This window comes from Sphingomonas sp. Leaf230, assembly GCF_001421745.1.
Classification (GTDB): domain Bacteria; phylum Pseudomonadota; class Alphaproteobacteria; order Sphingomonadales; family Sphingomonadaceae; genus Sphingomonas.
Map to the genome: position 1 here is coordinate 39,802 of NZ_LMKW01000011.1, position 22,952 is coordinate 62,753.

Annotated in this window: 20 protein-coding genes; 6 read left to right on the forward strand and 14 right to left on the reverse strand. The window is 65.8% G+C overall.

Annotated elements, in window-relative coordinates:
* Nucleotides 1-13: 13 nt before the first annotated feature.
* From ASE82_RS14490 to ASE82_RS14500, 3 genes are read left to right on the forward strand one after another with little or no spacing between them, the layout of a single operon-like run.
* A complete protein-coding gene (locus tag ASE82_RS14490; RefSeq protein WP_056064882.1) occupies nt 14-2,569 on the forward strand; it encodes a glycosyl hydrolase 115 family protein in 2,556 nt (851 codons plus the stop codon).
* A complete protein-coding gene (locus tag ASE82_RS14495) occupies nt 2,559-4,103 on the forward strand; it encodes an MFS transporter (RefSeq protein ID WP_235524727.1) in 1,545 nt (514 codons plus the stop codon). Before ASE82_RS14490 ends, ASE82_RS14495 begins: the two co-directional genes overlap by 11 nt.
* Nucleotides 4,100-5,068 carry a glycoside hydrolase family 43 gene (locus ASE82_RS14500; protein ID WP_235524728.1) on the forward strand — a complete coding sequence of 323 codons (969 nt, stop codon included), beginning with the start codon at nt 4,100-4,102 and terminating at the stop codon, nt 5,066-5,068. Before ASE82_RS14495 ends, ASE82_RS14500 begins: the two co-directional genes overlap by 4 nt.
* On the opposite strand, the gene ASE82_RS14505 is transcribed toward ASE82_RS14500, so the two are convergent.
* From ASE82_RS14505 to rhmD, 7 genes are all read right to left on the reverse strand, one after another.
* A complete protein-coding gene (locus ASE82_RS14505; RefSeq protein WP_056065409.1) occupies nt 5,065-5,901 on the reverse strand; it encodes an alpha/beta hydrolase in 837 nt (278 codons plus the stop codon). The two genes, ASE82_RS14500 and ASE82_RS14505, sit on opposite strands and share 4 nt — an antisense overlap.
* The gene (locus ASE82_RS14510; protein WP_056064886.1) at nt 5,901-6,983 is read right to left on the reverse strand and encodes a glycoside hydrolase family 43 protein; all 1,083 of its coding nucleotides are present in this window, start codon (nt 6,981-6,983) and stop codon (nt 5,901-5,903) included. Before ASE82_RS14510 ends, ASE82_RS14505 begins: the two co-directional genes overlap by 1 nt.
* A complete protein-coding gene (rhaT, locus tag ASE82_RS14515; RefSeq protein WP_056064889.1) occupies nt 6,980-8,047 on the reverse strand; it encodes an L-rhamnose/proton symporter RhaT in 1,068 nt (355 codons plus the stop codon). Before rhaT ends, ASE82_RS14510 begins: the two co-directional genes overlap by 4 nt.
* Nucleotides 8,044-8,946 carry an amidohydrolase family protein gene (locus ASE82_RS14520; protein ID WP_056064892.1) on the reverse strand — a complete coding sequence of 301 codons (903 nt, stop codon included), beginning with the start codon at nt 8,944-8,946 and terminating at the stop codon, nt 8,044-8,046. Before ASE82_RS14520 ends, rhaT begins: the two co-directional genes overlap by 4 nt.
* A gap of 218 nt (nt 8,947-9,164) precedes the next feature.
* Nucleotides 9,165-9,914, reverse strand: coding sequence for an SDR family NAD(P)-dependent oxidoreductase (locus ASE82_RS14525; RefSeq protein ID WP_056064894.1), 750 nt, complete (start codon nt 9,912-9,914; stop codon nt 9,165-9,167).
* On the reverse strand, nt 9,911-10,768 hold the full coding sequence (locus ASE82_RS14530) for a fumarylacetoacetate hydrolase family protein (RefSeq protein WP_056064897.1): 858 nt from the start codon (nt 10,766-10,768) through the stop codon (nt 9,911-9,913). Before ASE82_RS14530 ends, ASE82_RS14525 begins: the two co-directional genes overlap by 4 nt.
* Nucleotides 10,769-10,811: 43 nt before the next feature.
* Nucleotides 10,812-11,996 (reverse strand): L-rhamnonate dehydratase, encoded by a 1,185-nt coding sequence (gene rhmD / locus ASE82_RS14535; RefSeq protein WP_056065412.1) that lies wholly within the window; start codon nt 11,994-11,996, stop codon nt 10,812-10,814.
* Nucleotides 11,997-12,363: 367 nt separating this feature from the next.
* Here rhmD and ASE82_RS14540 point away from each other — a divergent pair, with 367 nt between their 5' ends.
* Both ASE82_RS14540 and rpsU read left to right on the forward strand, forming a co-directional pair.
* Entirely contained in the window at nt 12,364-15,342 is a 2,979-nt protein-coding gene (locus ASE82_RS14540; RefSeq protein ID WP_056064899.1) for a TonB-dependent receptor, read from the forward strand.
* 145 nt (nt 15,343-15,487) lie between these two features.
* Entirely contained in the window at nt 15,488-15,688 is a 201-nt protein-coding gene (rpsU, locus tag ASE82_RS14545) for a 30S ribosomal protein S21 (protein ID WP_031393196.1), read from the forward strand.
* Between the two features lie 261 nt (nt 15,689-15,949).
* Here rpsU and ASE82_RS14550 read toward each other — a convergent pair whose 3' ends face one another.
* From ASE82_RS14550 to ASE82_RS14580, 7 genes are all read right to left on the reverse strand, one after another.
* Nucleotides 15,950-16,153 carry a DUF5818 domain-containing protein gene (locus ASE82_RS14550; RefSeq protein ID WP_056064902.1) on the reverse strand — a complete coding sequence of 68 codons (204 nt, stop codon included), beginning with the start codon at nt 16,151-16,153 and terminating at the stop codon, nt 15,950-15,952.
* A 148-nt stretch (nt 16,154-16,301) separates the two neighbouring features.
* Nucleotides 16,302-16,661 (reverse strand): hypothetical protein, encoded by a 360-nt coding sequence (locus tag ASE82_RS14555; protein WP_056064905.1) that lies wholly within the window; start codon nt 16,659-16,661, stop codon nt 16,302-16,304.
* Between the two features lie 40 nt (nt 16,662-16,701).
* Complete coding sequence (locus ASE82_RS14560; RefSeq protein WP_056064908.1) at nt 16,702-16,890, reverse strand: hypothetical protein; 189 nt, start codon at nt 16,888-16,890, stop codon at nt 16,702-16,704.
* 100 nt (nt 16,891-16,990) lie between these two features.
* Complete coding sequence (locus ASE82_RS14565; protein WP_056064912.1) at nt 16,991-17,296, reverse strand: cytochrome o ubiquinol oxidase subunit IV; 306 nt, start codon at nt 17,294-17,296, stop codon at nt 16,991-16,993.
* On the reverse strand, nt 17,293-17,919 hold the full coding sequence (locus ASE82_RS14570) for a cytochrome c oxidase subunit 3 (protein ID WP_056049740.1): 627 nt from the start codon (nt 17,917-17,919) through the stop codon (nt 17,293-17,295). The genes ASE82_RS14565 and ASE82_RS14570 overlap by 4 nt, the downstream gene beginning before the upstream one ends.
* Entirely contained in the window at nt 17,916-20,015 is a 2,100-nt protein-coding gene (locus ASE82_RS14575) for a cbb3-type cytochrome c oxidase subunit I (RefSeq protein WP_082441538.1), read from the reverse strand. Before ASE82_RS14575 ends, ASE82_RS14570 begins: the two co-directional genes overlap by 4 nt.
* Nucleotides 20,012-20,905, reverse strand: a complete 894-nt coding sequence (locus ASE82_RS14580; RefSeq protein ID WP_056064914.1) for a ubiquinol oxidase subunit II — start codon at nt 20,903-20,905, stop codon at nt 20,012-20,014. Before ASE82_RS14580 ends, ASE82_RS14575 begins: the two co-directional genes overlap by 4 nt.
* A 263-nt stretch (nt 20,906-21,168) precedes the next feature.
* On the opposite strand from ASE82_RS14580, the gene ASE82_RS14585 reads away from it, so the two are divergent.
* Entirely contained in the window at nt 21,169-22,926 is a 1,758-nt protein-coding gene (locus ASE82_RS14585; protein ID WP_056064916.1) for an aspartyl protease family protein, read from the forward strand.
* Nucleotides 22,927-22,952: the final 26 nt, after the last annotated feature.

A 22,952-nucleotide genomic window follows, 5' to 3' on the forward strand; every position in this document is an offset into this window, starting at 1 on the left:
CCTGCGGCGTGCCTTGTTCGCGGCCGCGCTGTGGCTCGGGGCACCAGCCTCGGCCGAGCCGGTCGCACGTCTCGTGTCGTTCGAGCCCGGGGCGGGTCTCGCACTGGCGGACGCGCAAGGCATCGCGCGCGTGGTGACCGCGCCGGGTGACCACGAGGTCGTCCGGATCGCCGCCGCCGACCTGACGAGCGACCTCCGGCGCGTGACCGGTGCCACGACGGCCAACGGCACGCAGATCTGGCTCGGCACGCTCGGTCGCAACCCCGCGATCGACCGGTTGGTCCGGCGTGGCATACTCGACGTCTCGAAACTGCGCGACGCGTGGGAGAGTTTCGTGATCGCCACCGTCGCCAACCCCGCACCCGGTATCCCGGCAGTGCTGGTGATCGTCGGCAGCGATCGTCGCGGGACCGCGTTCGGCGCGTACGAGCTGTCGCGCGCGATCGGTGTGTCGCCGTGGCATTGGTGGGCCGACGCCACGCCCGAGCATCACGCCGCGATTTATGCGGCGACCGGTCTCCACCGCTTCGGGCCGCCGTCGGTCCGGTATCGCGGGATTTTCCTCAACGACGAGGACTGGGGGCTGCAACCCTGGGCTGTCGGCACGTTCGAGCCAGAGGCCGGCACGATCGGGCCGAAGACCTATGCCAAACTGTTCGAGCTCATGCTGCGGCTGAAGGCGAACATCGTCTGGCCAGCGATGCACAAGGTCACCGCGCCGTTCAACGCGAACCCCGAGAATGCGCGCCTGGCCGACCGCTATGCGATCGTCATGGGATCGAGCCATGCCGAGCCGATGCTGCGCAACAATGTCGGCGAATGGACGGCGCCAGCGACAGAGTTCAACTATTTGACCAACCCCGCCCGCGTCGCGGACTATTGGCGCACGCGCGTCAGGGCGAACGGCCAGTACGAGAGCGTCTGGACGCTCGGGATGCGCGGCATCCACGACAGCGGGATCGTCGGCCCGACCACCGACGATGCGCGCCAATCGTTGCTCGAACGCATCTTCGCCGACCAGCGCGCGATGCTGGCGCGCGGCGTGAACCGGGATCTGACGCGCGTCCCGCAGGTCTTCACGCCGTACAAGGAAGTCCTCGACGTATATCGCGGCGGGCTGAAGGTACCCGACGACGTCACGCTGATGTGGCCCGACGACAATTTCGGCTATATCCGCCACGTCCCCGATGCCGCCGAGCGCGCGCGAACGGGCGGATCGGGCATCTATTATCACTTGTCCTATCTCGGGGCGCCGCTGTCGTATCTCTGGCTGTCGACCACCCCGCCCGCGCTGATCCGCGAGGAACTGGGGCGGGCTTGGGATGCGGGCGCGCGGCGGATGTGGATCGCCAATGTCGGCGATCTCAAGCCCGCGGAACTCGCGACCGATTATTTCCTGCAGCTTGCGTGGGACGTTGCAGGCACGCGTGCGAAGCCGATCGATACGGTCGTCGCGGACTGGGCGGCGGGCACGGTTGGCGCCGATGTCGCGTCGGAGATCGCCGCGATCATGGCCGAGCATCACCGGCTTAATTTCCAGCGCCGGCCCGAGCATCTGCAATGGTGGCTGCCCGGCGAACTCTCGAAGCCGAGCCCGCTTGCCCCTGCCGAGATCGCAACCCGCCTCGCCGCCTTCGATACGCTACGCGCACGCGTCCGGTCGATCGCGTCCCGCATTGCGTCCGACCGTCGCGACGCGTTCTTCGAACTGGTCGACTATCCGGTGACCGCGGCGGCGCTCGCGAACACGCGCGTGTTCGATGCCGAGGCGCATGACCGCCTGCGCGACACCGATCCGGTTGGTGCGGCAGTCGCTGGCGAGCGTTCGCGCGCAGCGGATGCTGAAATCACCGCGCTGACGAGCCGCTACAATAGCGAGATCGCCGGCGGGAAGTGGCAGGGGATGATGGCGGTCGAACCTGCCGACGGGCAATGGCGCCGTTACCGCTTGTCGGTTCCAATCCTGCCCGCCCCAACTGCACCTCCCCGGCGAAGGCCGGGGCCCAGTTGGAAGGTCCCTGGTGAGATCGCGCCGCCCTCCGTTACCTCAGTCGTTCCAACTGGGCCCCGGCCTTCGCCGGGGAACCGGGAGGTTTTGCCAACGGCAACGATCGTGATCGAGGCGGAAGAGGCAGAAGGTCCACACACCGGCTGGCGCGTGGTCGATGGCCTCGGCCGCAACGGCGCGGCGGTAGCGACCAGCGTACCGGCGACGCTGTCGTATACTGTCACGCTCCCGCCCGGTCGCTGGCGGCTCGCAGCGGAAATCTTGCCGACCTATCCTACGACCGAAGGCGCCGACCTCGCGGTATCGGTCGCGATCGACGGCGGGCCGCCCGTACACGTCGGTGCTCCGCGCAAGACCGGCGACCGGGCATGGGCGCTCGCGGTGCTCGACAACCGCCTCGACCTCACGCTCCCGACACCGCTTGCGGCCGGAGGGCACAGTGTGACGATCGGGATCGACGACCCCGCGATCCTGTTCGACGCGCTGCGCTTCGATCCGCTTCCCGCCCCCACTTCATCTCCAGCCAACGCCGGTACCCAAGGACTCTCGCATGGCCACTGATCCGATCGCCGCCAGTCCGGCAATGCCGCTCGCGCCTGCCCGTCCGGTACGCTGGTATAATCTGCTCGCCTACGGATCGAACGACGTGCTCGGCGCGGGGTCGATGGCGGTCATCAGCACGTGGATCCTGATCTTCTATACCAGCTTCTGCGGACTGTCCGCGGCGCAGGCGACGATCATCTTCGGCGTCGCGCGCGTGCTGGACGCGTTCACCAGCCCGACGATCGGGCACCTGTCGGACAATCTCGGGCGGAGCTGGCTGGGGCGCAAGTTCGGGCGGCGGCGATTCTTCATCCTCGCCGCGATCCCGCTGCTGCCGTCGTTCGCGATCATGTGGGTCGCGGGGCAAGGCTTCTGGTATTACCTCGTGACGTACGTGCTGTTCGAGATGGTCTACGCGATGGAGATCATCCCGTACGAGACGCTCGCGTCGGAAATGGCGACCGACTACCGCACCAAGGCGAAGTTCGCCGGCGCGCGTATCCTGTGCGGCCAGTGCTCGGCGATCGCGGCGGCGTTCCTGCCGGGCTGGCTGATCGCGTATCTCGGACCGGATTCGCCCGACACGTATCTGTATATGGGCATGATCTTCTCGGTGCTGTTCATGGGTGCCGCGGGATTGCTGTACGCGTTCAGCTGGGAGCGGCAGCGGCCGGAGGGGCTCGACGAGGTCCAGGCCGTCGAGAAGCCGTCGCTCGGCGCGGCGTTCAAGGCGCTCTACCGCAACCTGTTTTCGACGCTGCGGATCCGCGCGTTTCGCCTGCATCTCGGCATGTATCTGGGCGGCTATATCAGCCAGGACATCTACAACGCCGCATTCACCTATTTCGTGATCTTCGCACTCGCGGGATCGACAGCGATTGTCGCGAACCTGGTCGGCGTGACGTACATCGTCCAGCTTGTCGCAGTGGTGCTCGCGATCAACTTTGCGTTGCGCCTGTCACCTGCCGCCGCCTACCGGTTCGCAGCGCTGAGTTTCGCGATCGGCGTGGTGATCTTCCTTGCGATGTACGCGGCGGGGTATACCGCGACGTCAGCGCTGTTCTGGCTGCCGGTGGTGTTCGCGGGGCTCGGTCGCGGCGCGCTGAACTACATCCCGTGGGCGACGTACAACTATATGGCCGACGTCGACGAGATCGTCACCGGGCGCCGTCGCGAAGGCGCGTTCGCCGGCGTGATGACGTTCGTGCGAAAGATGAGCCAGGCGCTGGCGGTGATCCTCGTCGGGCAGGTGATGCAGGCGTCGGGCTTCGTCTCGAAGGCGACCGCGCAGAGCCCGCAGGCGATCTACGCGATCGTCGCGGTGCTGGGTGCGGGGACGATCGCGATGCTGGTGTTCGGCGTGCTCGTATCGACGCGGTTCCGCCTGACGCCCGCCACGCATGCGATCCTGCTAGAGGAGATCGAGCATCTGCGGCGCGGCGAGCGGACGCCATCGACGCCGGACAACGCGCGCGTAGTCGAGGACCTGTCGGGCTGGTCCTATGACCAGCTCTGGGGCAACAACCCCGTCGCGGCGGCTGGCACGCGGTGATCCTGCTCGCCGTTGCGTTGCTCGCCGGCGCAGCCTCGCCAGTCGCGCCGAAACCTCTGTTCCGTGATCCGGTGCACGACGGCGCCGCCGATCCCTCGACCGTCTACGATCCCGCCCGCCGCGAATGGGTGATGCTCTACACCAACCGCCGCGCCGACCTACCGATGGCCGACGCGAAGGACGTGCGCTGGGTGCACGGTACTGCGATCGGCACCGCGCGATCGCGTGACGGCGTGCACTGGCGCTACGGGGGCACCGCAGCGATCCCCGCGTCCTGCACCGGCGCGACGCTGTGGGCGCCCGAAGTCCAGTATCTCGCGGGCCGGTGGCATATGTGGCTGACCGTCGTGCCGGGCGTCTTCCGCGACTGGAACGCGCCGCGGTTCATCGTCCACCTGACCTCGCGCGACCTGAAGCGCTGGACCTGCGGCGAGCGGCTGTCGCTCGACTCCGACCGGGTGATCGATGCGAGCGTCGCGGCACTGCCCGGTGGCGGTTATCGGCTCTGGTACAATGACGAGCGGCTGAACAAGGCGATCCGCTACGCCGACAGCGACGATCTGGTGCACTGGCGCGTGAAGGGCACGATCGTCGAAACGCCCGGCGAGGGACCGAAAGCGTTCCGGTGGAGAGGCCGCTGGTGGCTGATCTCCGACGCGTGGAAGGGATTGCTCGCGATGCGCTCGACGGATGGCGAGCACTGGACGCGACAACCGGACTATCTGCTCGCAACGCCCGGCCGGGCCGAGACCGATCGCGCCAAGGGACAGCATCCCGACGTGATCGTCGCCGGCGACCGGGCCTACATCGTCTATTTCGTCCAGCAGTCCGGCGAACCGCAGTCCGCGCGCGACCCGGAATGGCACCGCCGCAGCGTGCTGCAGATCGCCGAACTGAAGGAAAACGAGGGCATCCTCACGGTCGACCGCGACGCGCCGACCGTGATCCGGCTCGCGCGCCGCTAGTCGAGAAAGCCGACCTGCCGTAGCCACACTTCGCACAGCGTCGGCCAGATCGAGACGGGTAGCCCCTGCGTATCCAGCGCGAAACCATGCGGCGCGTCGGCGAAGACGTGGAGTTCGGCCGCACCGCCTGAGTCCTGCCACGCGGTGTGAAGCCGGCGGGCGTTCTCGACCGGGACGACGGGATCGTTGTCGGCGTAGACGATGAACGCAGGCGGCGGGGACGGCAGAAGTTGCGCATCGGGTTGCAGCCGATCGTACATCGCCTGTTTCTCGACCGGCGGCAGAGGCGGCTTGTCGGCGATGATCGTCCGTCCCGCCGCGTTGGTGGAGATCGGGGCATAGCCAATAACCATCACGTCGGGCCGCGTCGGCGCGTCGGGATGACGCGATACCGGCGCCGTCCACCCGTCCGGATACGCCGCGGCGAGGCAGGCAGCCAGATGACCGCCCGACGACAATCCGACTGTGCCGAGCCCCGCCGCCGCCAGACCGCTTCCACGGATCAACCGCATAGCCTCGCGCGCGTCGTCGAGCGGTGCGGTGATGCCGTTGGCAGCATTGGGGAAGCGGTGGATCAGGACGAACGCGTGATAGCCGAGCCCCGTCAGCCAAGCGGCGACCTGCACCCCTTCCCTGCCCGCCATCAACTGCGTGTAGCCGCCGCCGCCAAGCACGAGCATCGCCCGGCCATTGGGCTTGGCGGCACGGAACCCGAGCAGCACCGGCTGGTCGACCGTCGTCACGACCGCAACCTCGGCCGCGACCGAAGTATCCTCGAACGTCACCGCGGGCTCGTCCGCCCACAGCGGCCACACATCATCTGCACCCAGCATCACGAACACCCCGGTTTAGCGTTGTCGAACGACGAGTGCCCCGGCGTGCAGGGATGCGTCGGATACGCCTCGCCGTCGAGTTCGGTCGCCTCGCGTACCACCGCCAGCCGATCGCCCTCGTCGCGCATCTCGTACAGCTTGCCGAGCGCGAAGTTGAACGGCCGGTGGAGGATCATCATCAGCCGGCCGTCGAACGCGCGGAACAGCATGCCGTGGCCGCTGTCGCGTTCGACGAGCGGACCGAGTTGCTCCCACGGACCTTCGATGCCGCCCGATCGCGAGCGCGCCTGCCCCTCGACATAGCCCTTCTTGCCATAGCTCGACCACAGCATCAGCAGCGCGCCGGTCTTGCTGCGATACAGTTCCGGGCCGTCGGTGACATAGACCGTGTCGCCATCGGGCTGCTTCTGGCCGACCACCCACGCGGCGTCATTCGCACTGAAAAGGCGCTTCGCCGAGCCTGCCGCGGACAGGTCGTCGTTCAGCGGCAGCGCTTCCATCGTGCCGATCGTCGTCTGCCACCATTCATGCGCGTAGACGAGCCACGGCTTGCCCTTCGGGTCGACGTACAGCGTGCCATCGAGCGACATCTGGTCCTTCGACACGATCGGCTCGCCGCCCCGAACCAATGCGTAGGGCCCGTCGATCTTGTCCGCGACCGCGAGGACGGTACCGCGGCGATAGGTCGCGCGCTTGCCGTTGGGCGTCAGCGGCGAGGCGGGATCGTGGAAGGTGGCGAAAAGGTATAAGCGGTTCTTCCAGCGGTGTACTTCCGGCGCCCAGCTTCCCGCCTTCGCCCAGACGTCGCCGGGTAGCACGAACACGAGCTTGGGCCTTGTCCAGTGCTTCAGGTCGCGGCTCGCATACATCATCGTGCCCAGCCGCGAGTCGCCGGTCATCGCGACCTCGTTGCGGGTGAAGAGGTAATAAGTGCGACTGGCCTTGTCGGCGACGATCCACGGATCGTGCAGGTGCATCGCGGTCATGACCAGCGGGGCGTCGGGCTCCCGCGGCGGGGTTGCAGGTGACGCCCCCGCGAGTGCCAGCAGGCTGGCGGCGATCAGGTGCGCGATCCGGGTCATGCGACGGTCTCCACCGCTATGCTGTTGCCATAGCCGATCACCACGGTCGCGATCAGCAGCAGCGCGACGCCCGCCCAGACCACGGCCTGGATCCGCGCGCCGGCGTCCTTCCACTCGCGGAACGCAAAGCCCCACAGCGTGCCGAAAATGATGATGCTCGCCATGTGCAGCGTCCAGCTCGAGAAGCCGAGGCGTCCCATCTGGCTCTCCCCCATCGTGTAGAAGAAGAACTGAAAATACCACGTCACCCCCGCGAGTGCGCTCAGTGCGTAGTTGCGCAGGAGCGGCGGACGGCCGCCGTCGGTCGTGCGGCCGAGCCATTGCTTTGCGCTGCGGTTCTTCGCAATCAGCCACGCGCACCAGGCGCCGTTGGTGACGAGCCCACCCGCCATGATGAGGCACAGTACGGGAAGTCCGGTCCAGAGTGGCCCGGTCCCGGCGGTCGCCGACAGCGCCTTGATCGGTTCGCCTGCGGCCAGCCCGAACGCGAAGCACGCGGACATGATGCCGGCGCCGATCGCGACGACGATGCCCTTGCGGAAATCGAACTCGGCGACGACCGCCAACTTCTGCTCCGGCGTCAGCAGCGCATCCTTCATAGCGCCCGCGATCGCGACGACGACGATGCCGGCCAGCGTCAGGCCGATACCGGCGAGGACGATGTTGCCGGAGGTTGTCGCGATCAGCTTTTCGTGGAACTCGCCCGTGAACGCCGGCGGGATCAGCGTGCCGAACACCGTGCACAATCCGAGCACGACGGCCATGCCGAGCGACAGCCCGAGATACCGCATGACGAGCCCATAACCGAGTCCGCCGAACCCCCACAGCACGCCGAACATCACCGGCCACCAGAACGCGCCGTCCGGTGCGCGCCCGAGCACGCCGAGCAGGTCCTGCGTCTGGAGGCTGGCGAAGAACCACGGCGCCACCAGCCACGAAACGATACCGCCGGTCAGCCAGTAGATCTCCCACGACCAGCGCTTCACGCCGCGATAGGGCACGTAGAAGCTCGCCGACGCGAGCCCGCCAAGCCAGTGATACAGTACCCCGAGCAATGGGTTCACAGGTCGAGACCCAGCCGGTAGATCCGGTTCGCATTGCCGCCGAACAGCGCGCAGCGTTCGTCTTCGGCGAAGTCCGCGACCAGCGCGTGATATGTTTCGAGGTAGCGATCAATCGGCGCGAACAGCGTGTCGGTCGGCGCGTCGCTGGCGAACAGGCAGCGTTCGGTGCCGAACAGGTCGATCGCGTCGAGCAGGAAGGGCCGCACGCTTTCTGGCGTCCAGTCGCGCGCGATGAAGCCAAGCCCCGAAAGCTTGATCGCGACATGCGGCAGCGCGGCGAGCACGCGCAGGCCCTCGCGCCATTCCGCGATGCCATCGGGATCGGTGAGCACCGGCATGCCGAGGTGGTTGATGATGACCGGGATATCTGGATGACGCGCGATCAGCGGTGCGAGGCCGGGCATCTGCGCGGGATAGCATTGCAGGTCGAACGAGAGCGTATGCGTACGCAGCAGCGCGTAGCCCGCCTGCCACTGGGCATCCTGCGTGAGGTCGCGCGCCGTGTAGCTGCGAGCCGGATCGGCATGCCAGTTGACGATCTGGCGGATGCCCCGAACATGGGGGAATGCAGCCTGCGCGGCGAGGTGCGTCTCGACGTCGGGATCGTCCAGCGGTGCGTAGGCGACGATCGCGTTGGGCAGGCCGTGCTCGGCGGCGATTCCCTCCAGCCAGCGCGTCTCGTCGAGCGCTTGCACCGGATCCGCACCTGCATCGACATGCACCGCGCCGACGACATTCCACCGCGCGAGCGCCGCACGGTACTCGGCGATCCCGAAGTCACGCGCGATCGGCGCGACGCTGCCATTGGGGCCGTCGTTGGCGAATGGCGGCGACAGCCACGGATAGCGGATATGGCTCAGGTCCCACAGGTGGATGTGCGCATCGACGAACGGGATCATCGCCTTCTCTCCTGGGATATTGCTGGCGTGCCGCCTCGTGTCGGGCAGCTTTGCTGGGGGATTTGGGATGACAGTCGGAACGATCCTCCCCCGCCAGGGGGAGGTGGCGCCAAAGGCGACGGAGGGGGAGGATACGGAACAGAGGTTACCCTTACCTCCCCCTCCGTCTGGCAAGTGCCAGCCACCTCCCCCTGGCGGGGGAGGATGCAAAAGTCCTTCTAGAACGTCGTCCTTCCGCCCGACGTGTCGAAGGTCGACGCCGTCGTGAAGCTGCATTCCTCGGACGCCATGAAGCATACCATCGCGGTCGATTCCGGGATTTCGCCGAGCCGCCCCATCGGGATCTTCGAGCGCATATACTCGACCTGGCTCGCCGGAAGCTGCTCCAGGATCGGGCTCTCGAACGTCGCCGGGGTCAGCGCGTTGGCGATGATGCCCTTGCCCGCGAGTTCCTTGCCGAGGCTCTTGGTCAGCCCGATCACCGCCGCCTTGGTCGCCGAATAGGCGGACGCGTTGGGATTGCCCTCCTTGCCCGCCACCGACGACACGTTGACGATGCGGCCATAACCGTTCGCCAGCATCAGCGGCACGACCGTCCGGCAGCAATAGAACAGCCCGTTCAAATTGATGTCGACGACACGTTTCCAGCTGTCGAGCGGGTATTCGTGGACCGGTGCGGTCGCACCGGTGATCCCGGCCGAACAGATCAGGATGTCGACCTTGCCGAGCACGGCCGCGCTCTCGGCCGCCGCCGCGACGACCGCGTCGACGTCGGACACGTCGAGCGCGACGACGTGCGCCGCACCAACCTCGTCCTTCGCGACCGCGAGCTTGGCGGCATCGAGATCCCACAAAACGACGCTGCCGCCCTCCGCGACGATCCGCTTGGCGACATCCTTGCCGAGCCCCGACGCGCCGCCGGTGACGATCGCGCAGCGACCGGCAAACCGTCCCCCATAGATCGTCATGCGATCGAACCCTCACCCAGATGGCGCCATTCGACGACCGACTGACGCTGCGTGCCAAGCCCGGCAATGCCGAGTTCCATCACGTCGCCGGCCTTCAGGAAGATCGATTCGGGCTTCTTGCCCTCGCCGACGCCCGGCGGCGTGCCGGTGATCAACAGGTCGCCGGGGTACAGCGTGATGTATTCGCTGACGTAGGAAATGAGCTGCTTCAGGTCGAAGATCATCGTCTTCGTGTTGCCGGTCTGCATCCGCGCGCCGTTGACGTCGAGGTGCATGTCGAGGTCCTGCGCGTCGCCGATCTCGTCGGGCGTCACCAGCCATGGGCCGACCGGGCAGAAGGTGTCGTGGCCCTTGCCCTTACTCCACTGCGACCCGCGCTGCTTCTGGTTGAAGCGCTCCGATACGTCGTTGGCGAGGACATAGCCCGCGACCTTGTCGAGGGCCTCGTCCTCCGCGACGTAGCGGCAGGTCTTGCCGATGATCACGCCGAGCTCGACCTCCCAGTCGCCATGCGTCGAACCGCGCGGCAGGACGACGTCGTCGTTGGGGCCGCTGAGGCTGGACAGCGGCTTCATGAACATCATCGGCTCGGTGGGGATCGGCAGGCCGGATTCGATCGCGTGATCGCGGTAGTTGAGGCCGATCGCGACGATCTTGCCGATGCCCTTGATCGGGACGCCGTAGCGCGGCGTGCCGTCGACGACCGGCAGCGACGCGGGATCGGCCGCGAGCGCCTGCGCCAGCGTTGCGACGCTGAGATCGTCGATCACGCCCGACAGGTCGCGGATCGCACCATCGGCATCGACGATGCCGGGCTTTTCCTGGCCGGGTTGGCCGTAGCGGCAGAGTTTCATGAGGGGACTTTCGGAAAAGAGAATGGCGAAAGGAGAGACTGAATCAATGCGTGTACGGGCGGTGCATCGCGATCTCGGGGTTGAGCGTGACGCCGAAGCCCGGCGCATCGAGTGCGCTCGCCTTCATCCGGCCGTTCTGCGGCACGGGCTCACCCAGCAGCTGCGGGTGGAACATCGGCACCACCTCGGTCGGTCCCGGATGCATCATCAGGAACTCGGCGAACGGCGAATTGTGGCGCGTGATGACGAAGTGATAGCTGTAGACCGACGACCCGTGCGGCACGACCATCTTGCCATGCGCATCGGCCAGCGCGCTGATCTTGAGCAGTTCGGTGACGCCACCGCACCAGCCGACATCGGGCTGGATGATGTCGCAGCAGTCCATCTCGAGCAGCATCCGGAAGCCCCAGCGCGTCGCCTCATGCTCGCCGGTGGTGACCAGCATGCCCTTGGGCACGTTGCGCTTCAGTTCGGCATAGCCCCAGTAATCGTCGGGGCTGATCGCTTCCTCGATCCACTTTAGGCCATGCTCGTGCGCCGCGATCGCAAGCCGCGTGGCGTAGTCGACGTCAAGCGCCATCCAGCAATCGAGCATCAGCCAGAAATCGGGACCGCATTTCTCGCGCATGTCGGCGATCATCGCGATGTTCTTCTTCATCCCCTCAGCGCCCTCGGCGGGGCCGTGGTGGAGCGGCATCTTGCCACCGATGAAGCCGAGTTCCTTGGCGACGTCGGGCCGTGCGCCGGTCGCATAGAATTGCAGTTCGTCGCGCACCGCGCCGCCGAGCAGGTGATAGACCGGCTCCTGCCGCAGCTTGCCGAGCAGATCCCACAAAGCGAGATCGACGCCGGAGATCGCGTTCACGACCAGCCCCTTGCGGCCGTAATATTGGGTCGAGAAGTACATCTGGTCCCAGATCTTCTCGTATTCGGTCGGCGAGCGCCCTTCGAGGAAGCGCGCGAGGTGCTTCTCGACGATGAACGCCGCGGGCTCGCCGCCGGTAGTGACCGCGAAGCCGACCGTGCCGTCCTCCGCCTCGATCTCGACGACCAGCGTACCGAGCACGTTGATCCCGAAGCTCTGGCGCGACTGGCGGTACTCGGGATAGCGGCTCATCGGCGTCGCGATGTGGTCATCGATCCAGTGCCCCGCGCCCTGGTCGTGATAGTCCGCCCCACCACCACGGACGACGAACGCCCGGACGTGCTTGATCTTCGGCAAAGTCACAATCGCCACGCTCAACGCTCCTCATCCCCCGCGCCCCACCGGAGGCGCGTCGCACACACCATCGAACGATGTCCGCGTCCTGCCCGCCCGGTCTCGTTCAACCCGGCAACGCAGCATATCCACGTCTCATCCGATGATTTGCATCATCTCATTTTGTGAGACGAATGATTACTTGATGAGAATGTCCGCGTCAAACGCAGACTTGAACTGATACTGGAATTCCCTCGTGCATGTCTGCGGACCGCCACGCATCCGACCACCCCACGGAAAAAGGGCCTGACACGGCCGTAAATTGATGATATATGATTATCCATCTTACAATGTGGTAAATCACCGAAGAGTGGTTCTGCGCAAGGGGGGGATACCAATGAACGGTTTACGTCTCACGGCCTGCATTCGTAGCGGCACATCGATGCTCGCGCTGCTCTCTGCCGGGGTTGCGACCACCGCCACGGCTCAGCAGGCATCCCCGCCGACGACGACAACTGCGGAGACGCCCCCCGAACCCGCCACGCCCGCCGACGCAATCCAGACCGACGACATCATCGTCACGGGTTTCCGCGCCTCGCTCACCACCGCGATCAACCAGAAGCGCAACGAAACCGCGGCCATCGACAGCATCGTCGCGGAGGACATTGGCAAGTTCCCCGACTCGAACCTGGCCGAATCGATGCAGCGCATTCCCGGCGTCGCGCTTGCGCGCGGCGACGGTGGCGAAGGCCGCAACATCTCGGTCCGCGGGCTGGGCGCGGCGTTCACCCGCGTCCGCATCAACGGCATGGAAGGCACATCGCAGACCGGATCGTCCGACATCTATGGCGGCGGCAACAACGGCCGCAGTTTCGATTTCAACGTTTTCCCGACCGAGATCTTTTCGTCGCTCGCGGTTCGCAAGACGCCGTCCGCCGACGTCGAGGAAGGCTCGCTCGGTGCGACCGTCGACCTCTCCGCACCGAAGCCACTGGCCGGCAAGCAGGACTTCACGCTCAGCGCGACCGTCCGCGGCGTCTACAGCGAACTGGCGAAGAAGGTGAACCCACGCGCCTCGCTGCTGGTCGCGAAGAAGTTCGACGACGGAAGGTTCGGTGTCCTCGGCTCGGTCGCCTATCAGGAGCGCGACATCCGCGAAGTCGGCTATTCCGCGGTCGACATCCTGTCCGCCAATACCAACGGGTTGTTCTGTTCGCCGGTCGGCTTCGCGCCCGCCACGCCGGCGATCGGCAGCAAGGGGGCCGATGCCGCGAACTGCTATCCCGGCACGCCACGCACCAGCACCACGGCGGCGTTCAACACGGTGCTCGCCGCGCGCCGGCCGGACCTGCCCAACACCGCCGGCAGTGGCGCGTTTTTCCCGCGCATCCCGCGCTATCTGAATTCGGAGCAGAAGCAGAAGCGGCTCGGTGGCACGCTCAGCTTGCAGTTCCAGCCCGACGCGGCGACCGACATCTCGCTCGACCTGCTCTATTCGCGCTTCCACGTCGTGCGCCGGGACAATTACATCGAAGCGATTTCGTTCGCGCGGTCGGCGGCGAACAACGGCCAGCCGGTGATGTCGATCAAGGACGTCCAGCTGACACCGCAAGGCGGCCTGATCTACGGCCTGTTCGACGGCGTCGACGTTCGCTCCGAAGGGCTGGTCGACGATTTCACGTCGACGTTCAAGCAAGCCAATCTCAACATCAAGCACGACTTCACCGACAGCTTCGGGATTACTGCGCTGTTCGGGCTCAACCAGGCCAAGGCGTTCGGCAAACGGCGCTTCCAGTATTTCATGGATGCGATCGACACACCCAATTTCTCGATCGACTACCGCGACGGCAAGGATACGCCAAAGCTCGGCTTCGGTTTCGACGTGTCCGATCCGACCCGCTTCAACTACGGACCTGCGCTTGCCGATGGCACAGTGCGCGGCGGCTACAGCTTCCAGGCGCGTCCCTCGACCAACACCAACAACGGACTGACCGCGGAAACGAACCTGCATTGGAAGGTCGCCGACGTGTTGACGCTGAAGGCGGGCGGCCAATATCGCCGCAGCGATTTCACATTGCGCAACGTTATTCCGTACACTGCCGACACGCTCACCAGGGCGCTGCCCGCCGGCACCACGCTCGCCGACATCACGCACCAGATCAGCGGCGTCGGCAATCTCTGGGGCAATGGCGCGCCGTCGAGCTGGGCTTCGCTCGATCCAGACAAGTTGATCAGCACGTTCAACCTGGATGCGGTCCGCTATTGCGGCACCGAATGCGGCGCGCAGTCCAGCCGCGTGCTCGAGGAAGTCTCGTCGGCCTATGCGATGGCGGCGTTCGATCTCGGTGACCGGCTCGGCGGCATCGGCGTTCGCGGCGATGCGGGCGTCCGCTTCGTCCACACCGACCAGCTGTCGTCGGGCTTCATCTCGGTCGCACTCGCAGGCTCACCGACGGGTGTGACCGGTCGGTTCGCCACCGCGAACAAGCGCTACAGCGACTGGCTGCCCTCCGGTAACCTCGTGATCGAACCGATCGAAGACCTGCTGTTCCGCTTCTCGGGCGCGAAGGTGCTCGCCCGACCGGAACTCGGCGTGCTGACCCCCACCAGCGGCGTCAACGCGATCACGCGCAACGGCAGCGTACAGAACCCGCAACTCGATCCGATCCGCGCCAACACCTTCGATGCGGCGATCGAATGGTATTTCCGCCCGGGCGCGCTGCTATCCGCCGCGTTCTTCTACAAGGATCTGAAATCCTACGTGCAGAGCGTCAACACGCTCATCCCGTTCAGCGATCTCGGCCTGCCGAACGAACTCCTTGCGGGCAGCAACACGTTGCCGAGCGAACAGTTCACGATCGCGCAGCCGCTCAACACGCCCGGTGGCCCGTTGAAGGGCGTCGAGGTTAATGCTCAGGTGCCCTTCACCTTCCTGCCAGGGTTCCTCAAGAATTTTGGCGCGCTGGCGAACTACACGCATGTCACCTCGCGGATCGACTATATCCTCGCCAGCGTGAACGGCGTGCCGACCGTCACGACCACTGCCAACCTGATCGGCCTGTCGAAGAACACCGCGTCCGGCACGCTCTATTACGAGGACAGCAAGTTCAGCATCCGCGGCACCGCCAATTACCGCGACGGCTTCATCCGCGGCATCCCGGCCTCCCCCGGCAGCGATCTCCAGGGCAACGACAGCACGCTGTTCGTCGACGCCTCCGCCTCGTTCGCGGTCACGGACAACGTGAAGCTGATCGTCGAAGGCACCAACCTCACCGACGAGCAGAACCGGCTTTATACCGACAGCGTCCGTCAGGACACGCTGTTCCAGACCCGGATCGGCCGCACGGTGACGTTCGGCGTCAACTTCAAGCTGTGACGACCGACCCAAACAGGCAAAAAGTCCCCTTCAATGACGGCCGCGTGGTCGGCTAGGCCGATAGGGACTTGGCTTCCTGTCGCGGCGCTCATAAAGCGGGCGTTGATTCGAAAGACCGTCACGATAGCCGAGAGCCCTAGATAGCATGCAAATAATCGTTCGCGACAATAACGTCGACCAGGCCCTCCGCGCCTTGAAGAAGAAGCTGCAGCGCGAAGGCGTGTACCGCGAGATGAAGCTTCGTCGTCATTACGAGAAGCCGTCGGAGAAGCGTGCCCGCGAGCATGCTGCTGCTGTCAGCCGTGCACGCAAGGCCGATCGCAAGCGCGCCGAGCGCGATAACTGATCGTTCCCGGACCGGGCTGGCATGAGAATGGTCGTGCAAGCCCGGTCCGACATCATGCGCCGTTCCGGAATGGCGCCTGCGGCACTGGCCGATTGATTCGCGACATCGCGTATCCACTCGATCCCGACATCCTGCCGACGTAACTGTGAGTTCACAGCAGCATCATCGCTGCTGACGATGACGGCTGGCTAACGACTTTGGCAGTTGAGCCCGTCCCGGCTCCGGCCCAGGCCTCACGCCGCCATCCATACCTTAATGCGTCTATTCCGGGGCCACGCCGTCCGCGTTGACCAGGTCGGTGCCGACGAGCGTACCGCGCACGCGCACCCGCTTCTCGACCAGATCGACCGGTACGCGGTGCAGCTCGAGCTGATAGCGGCCGCCGCTGTCCCGACGCAGATAGAATGCACCGCCATCGCGAAGCAGCATCCCGGTCTCGTCGATTACTGTCCCGATTGTCGTCATGCGCGTGCCATTCCCGTTGATCGAGATAGCGCGTATCCCAAGAAGCGAGGCGTTTCCATGCAGTTACGCCGCATATTATTTCTCCGCCCCAACGACCAGGTCGATCACTGCATCGAACGATACTCTCCGCACCGATGCCGGTCGTGCGCTAATGGCCGCCCTCGACCCACGGAATGCCCGCCTCTCGAAACGCATCGGCGAGCGCGGCTTCGAGTTCCAGCGACTCCCATTGCTGCATAGGGTTCAGATGCTCGACGAGTTCGGGGAGCAGATGCACCCCGAACCTCCTGACCGCGCCGCTGGCCTTGTACCCCAGCTTGTGCTGATCGAACCGCCAGTCCGGATCACGCGACGTCTGCCCGACATACAGTCCCCACCGCTCCGGAAACCGCGAGTCATGCAGCAGCGCGATATAGACGGAGTGCTTGGCGTTGCGCGAACCGGCGGTCGCGGCGCGAAAATTCTCACAGGCTCGCCGAGCCGCCGGCATCCAGCCGATCGATGTCATCCTCGTCGATTCGCCGACAGGTCGATACGGTCCGAAACCCCTAGGCGTCTTTCCCCGTCTTGGTCTTGCCCGAGCGCGCCGGCAGGCGGTTCTCTTTCGCCAGTTCGGAGAGATGCTCCGCCGCCCTGATGTGCATGGCGCGGACCTCGTTGATCGGTGAGGCGACCGCCGCAGCGATATGCCTGGCCAGCTGTTCCCGCGGATCGTTCAGGAACGGTGATTGCGCCATGCTCTACTCTCCTACTGCGCCGCGCACGTCGCGCGTGTCGGCTGCCATTCAAACGCTGCGGGCCCTCGTTCGGTTCACCCCGCTACGCAGTGACCCGCCCTCACCCCATCATCCGCCCGCGCAAGTTGAACAGGATCACCAGCGTTCCCGACACCATCAGCGCGATAATCAACGCGGAGAAGAGGATCAGCTGAAGGTCGTGCCGCGACGATCGCTTGAGGCTGATGTGGAGGAAACAACGGAACTGCACCGCCATCTGCACGAGCCCCAGCGCCAGCACGCCGCCGAAGATCGCGCGCGCACCGAACGGCGGCCAGCGGACCATCGCGAAGGCCGCCACCGTCAGCGCGAGCGACAGGCCGTAGCCGATCGCATAGGTTCTGAGTTCGCGGGTCCGGTCGCTCATCCGATGTTCCCCTGCAGATAGACGACCGAGAAGATCGCGATCCAGACGATGTCGAGCAGGTGCCAGAACAGCCCCAGCCGCAACAGGTTGATCCTCACCCGCGCGTCGAGGCCATAGGCGCAGACCTGGGCGACCATCACGACCAGCCAGAAGCACGCGACCGCGACGTGCAGCCCGTGCAACCCGACCAGCGCGAAGAACGACGACAGGAATCCGCTGCGCATCGGATAGGCCCCGTGCGCGAACATCGTCGCGAAGTCGTTCGCCTCGAGCGCCAGAAAGACGAGCCCCAATCCCAGCGTCGCGCCGAGCCAGCCGAACAGCACGCGGCGCGGTTCGTCGTACTTCATCGCGATCGTCGCCCGGCCGAACGTCGCGCTGCTCGTCAGCAACAGCAGCGTCTCGACGAACGCCGGCAGCAGCTTGAACTCGGAGGCGGGCGTCGGGCCGCCGACGGTGCTGGCGATCATCGTGCCATAGGTGGCGAACAGCAGCGCAAAGATCACCGCATCGCTCATCAGGAATATCCAGAAGCCGAAGATCGCGTTCTCCGCCTGGTCCTGCGTCAGCGCGCCGGTGTCGCCGAGGTTGAGGCCGGCATGCGCCAGTTCGGGTTCGCTCACGCCACGATCTCCGCAAGGCCACGATTGACGGCGGCTGTCTCCAGCTGGCGCGGGATCGCGGGCGTGGCCCGGACGCGCGCGAGCCAGGCCTCATGCTCGCGCGCGACTTCGGCGGCGGGAATAGTCCGGTGCTGGTCGCGCCCGAAGCTGCGCAGCACGACCGCCGCGACGATCACCTGCAGCGCGACGATCGTCAGCCCCCAGATCTCCCAGATCAGCCCGAACGCGGCCACCGCAGCGGCGAGCCCGATCACGACGCTGGTCGCGCTGCCCCGCGGCACGACGATGTCCTCGTATGCGGCTGGTGAGGCGTAAGGGTCAGGCTGGTCCTCGTCATGCTTGTGATCGTAGAACGGGTTGCGGCCGTCGATCAGCGGCAGGACCGCGAAATTATATTCGGGCGGCGGGGCGCTGACCGACCATTCGAGCCCACGGCCATCCCATGGGTCGCCCGCCTCGACACGCGTCTTGGCACGGTCGCGGATGCTCACCCACAGCTGGATGCCGAGCGACGTCAGTGCCGCCAGCAGGACGAACGCGCCGACGCCCGCGACATACAGCCACGGCCGGAAGGACGGTTCGAAGATCGCCTGCGTCCGCCGCGCCATCCCGCTCGCGCCGAGCACGTACAGCGGGAAGAAGGCGAGGTAGAAGCCGACCACCCAGCAGGTGAACGCGATCCGCCCCCAACGCTCGTCGAGGCGGAACCCGAACGCCTTGGGGAACCAGTAATGATAACCCGCGAGCATCCCGTAGAGCAGCCCCGGTATCAACATGTTGTGGAAATGCGCGACTAGGAACAGCGTGTTGTGGACGAGGTAGTCGAGCGGCGGCATCGCCAGGATGATCCCGGTGAAGCCGCCCAGCACGAACGTCATCATGAACGCGATCGCGTACAGCATCGGCACGGCGAAGCGCACCTCGCCGCGAAACATCGTCCAGATCCAGTCGTAAATCTTGACCCCCGTCGGCACGCCGATCGTCATCGTCGCGATCCCGAACGCCGCGTTGACGTTGGCCGACTGCCCCATCGTGAAGAAATGATGGACCCACACAGTGAAGCTCAGCACCGCGATCGCCATCGTCGCGATCACCAGCGAGGTGTAGCCGTACAAATCCTTGGTCGAGAAGGTCGACACGACCTCCGAATAAACCCCGAACGCGGGCAGGATCAGGATGTAGACCTCGGGATGACCGAACAGCCAGAACATGTTGGCATAGTTCATCATGTTGCCACCAAGGTCGTTGGTGAAGAAATGGAACCCCAGATAGCGGTCGAGCGCGAGCAGCAGCGTCGCGACGGTCAGCGGCGGCATCGCGAAGATCATCAGGATCGACGTGCACAGGCTGGTCCATGCGAACATCTGCATCCGCATGAACCGCATCCCCGACGCGCGCAGCTTGTAGACGGTGCAGGCGATGTTGATCCCCGCCATCGTCGAGCCGATCGACCCCAACGTCACCGCCCAGATCCAATAGTCGACACCGACACCGGGGCTGAACGCGCGCTCTGTATAGGGCGGGTAGCCGCTCCATCCGCCGGTCGAGAACTCACCGACGACTAGGCTCGCCATCATCAACCCCGCGGCGCCGATCGTGAGCCACAGCGCGATCGAATTGGCCCAGGGAAACGCCATGTCGCGCGCGCCGATCTGGAGCGGCAGGACATAGTTGATCATCCCCGTCAGGAACGGCATCGCCATGAAGAAGATCATGATCGATCCGTGCGTCGAGAACAGCTGGCCGAAATGATCGGGCGACAGGAAGCCGGGATTCTCGATCGCCACCGCCTGCTGCATCCGCATCAGCACCGCCTCGACCAGCGCCCGCGACAGCATCACGAACGCGACGACGATATACATGATGCCGATCTTCTTGTGATCGAGGCTGGTGAGCCACTCGGTCCACAGATACCGCCACTTGCCATAACGCGTCAGCAGCGCGGCGACGACGATCGCGCCGACCACCACCAGCGCGCCCGCGAACGCGCCGATGATCTCGCTGATCGTCGGATTCTCCCACGCGCGCACGAACGGCAGGTCCTGCCAGCCGAACCGACCGAGCACGGCGGGCCAGAGGGGAACGGAAACGGTCATCGAACGGCTTTCAGCGGAGAATGGGGCGCGGGAGAATGGGTCATGCCACCGGTCGCGGCGACGACGTGGTCGAACAGGTTCGGCGTGACGTGAGCGAACTCGACGGGGTGCGTGATGATCGACCGCGCGGACAGCCGCCGCCACGTCTGTGCATCGAGCGTGCGCTTGCCGCTTCGTGCAGCCGCCGCCCAGCGGTCATAGTCGGCTGGCGACACTGCAACGACATCGAACTTCTGCTGCTGGAAGCCGGCGCCGTTATACTGCGTGTTCTCGCCGCGGAACCGTCCCGGCCGGTGCGCCTGGATATTCAGCTCGGTCGTCATCCCACCCATCGCATAGATCTGCCCGGCGAGCTGCGGGATCAGCATCGACTGCATCACCGTGCCGCTGGTCAGCTTGATATGCACCGGACGCCCGGCGGGAATGGTCAGCCGATCGACCGACGCGACGCCGAGGTCGGGATAGACGAACACCCATTTCCAATCGAGCGCGATCGCCTGCACCTCGACCGGCGCCGCGCCGGGCAACCGCCGATACGGATCGTCGATCTGCGTCCAGTGCCACAGCAGCACAGCGAGTCCGATGACGATCCCGGCAGGCGGGATCCAGATCAGCCCTTCCACCCACCAGGAGAAATTCCACTTCGGCCGGTACGCGTCGCCGCGGTTGGACAGCCTGTAATGCCACGCGAACAGCGGCGTCAGCAGCAGCACCGGCCCGGCGACGAACAGCAGCACGATCGAGACGGTGACGAACAGGTCGCGCTCGTGCCCCGCCACCGGCCCCTGCGGGTTGAAGAACCCGTGCGACAGCGCCGTGCAGCCCCCTAGACCCATCAGGATCGAGAGCGGCGCCAACCGCGATAGATTCCACTTCAATCGAACGCTCACCTAGCCCCCTTGTCGCACCGCCCGCGCCCAGGAACGGTTTCGCGCCGGCTGCGTGAAGAAGCCGTCTTATGGCGTGATGCTCTAAGGTTCCCACTGCCGCAACGCGCGACTGCCGGTCCGGCTGCTCCTTAACAAAAACTTCATGCCGAAATCCGCTTTCCTTCGATCATCAAATGCTCCGCGTGACGCCGTCGTCACTTGCCCGCAGCAGTCGCTCCGATAGTCTTCCGCCTGGGATCGAGAGTCGGGATTTGGAGACGGGCATGCGCGGACGGGTTCGGTTGAGTGTGCTCGCACTGTTGGGCCTGACGGCGGCTGGCCCGGCGGTGGCCGCGTGCAAGGTCAGCAAGATCGCCGAACTGCCCGTGACCCTCACCGGTCGCCGCGCGATGGTCGATGCGAAGTTCGGCACGCACGACACGCGATTCATCGTCGATAGCGGCGCCTTCTACAGTACGGTGTCGCGCGCGTCGGCTGCGGAGTTCGGGCTGTCGAGCGAGCCGGCTCCCCCCTGGTTCCGGCTGCGCGGGGTCAACGGCGACACGTCCGCAGCGATCGCCAGCGCAAAGGACTTCTCGCTCGCCGGCCTGCCGATCCCGCGGGTGAGCTTCATCGTCGGCGGCACCGACACGGGGACGGCCGGTCTGCTCGGCCAGAACATCCTCGGCCTCGCCGATGTCGAATACGATTTGCCGCACAGCGCGGTGCGGCTGATCCGGGTCGATGGCTGCGGCAATGTCGGGCTCGCCTATTGGGCCGCGGGAAAACCGTTTTCGACGATCCCGCTCGAACGCGGCGGCACCGGACCGTTCAAGCCGCACACGATCGGCACCGTCTTGGTCAACGGCGTCAAGATGCGCGCGGTGTTCGATTCGGGCGCGCAGACCACCGTCATGACGCTCGCCGCGGCCAAGCGGGCAGGCATCACACCGACCAGTCCCGGCGTGACCGCGGTCGGATTGAACTCGGGCATCGGCTCGAAGCAGCTCGCGACCTGGCGCGCTCCGTTCGATACGATCGACCTCGGCGGCGAGACCGTGCCGCACCCGAAATTCGAGATCGCCGACATCCGGATCGACGGCGACATGCTGATCGGGTTCGATTTCTTCCTGACGCACCGCATCTTCGTGTCGAACGCGAACCACCTGCTCTACATGACCTATGAAGGCGGACCCGTCTTCGGGCTGACGCCGAGCGGCGCGCGCACCACCGCGGGCGAAAAGCTCGACCTGACCGACACCGCCGCCGTGCCGACCGATGCCGAGGGGTTCAGCCGACGCGCCGCGGTCTTCCTGTCAAAACGCCGGATCGAGGAAGGTCTCGCCGATCTCGACAAGGCGGTGGCGATGGCGCCGACCGAAGGCCGCTATGTGTATCAGCGCGCGCAGGCCCGGCTCGCGCACGGCCAGCTCCTGCTCGCCGCGGCCGACCTCGACAAGGCCGTGACGCTCATGCCGGACAATACCGATGTCCGCCTGTTGCGCGCACGCCTCCGCTTGATGAGCCGCGATCCGGATGGCGCGGGCGAAGATGCCAGGGTCGCCGATCGCGCGCTGCCGGCCGGGTCGGATCGCCGGCTCCAGCTTGCCGGCCTGTACGAAAATCTCGACCAGCCCGAGCTCGCGATCGTCAATTACGATGCCTGGCTGAAGATGCATCCCGAGGACGCCGCCCGCTCCACCGCATATAATGGCCGATGCTGGGCGCGCGCGCTGCTGAACCGCGAGCTCGATCGTGCAATGTCCGACTGCAACACCGCCGTGAAGCTCCGCCCCGGCTATGCCGCCTATCTGGACAGCCGCGCGCTGGTGAACCTGCGTCTCGGCAAGCTGGACGCCGCGCTCGTCGACTATGACGCCGCGGTCAAAGCCAACCCGCGCAACGCCTGGTCGCTCTACACCCGCGCGATCGCCGAACGACGCGCTGGCAAGATCGAAGCGGCGGACGCGGACCGCAAGGCCGCGCTCGCGATCAACCCGAACGTCGCCAAACGCGCGGCGCGGTACGGGCTCGACGGCTGACTGGACGCCGACGTCTACCTGCTGGC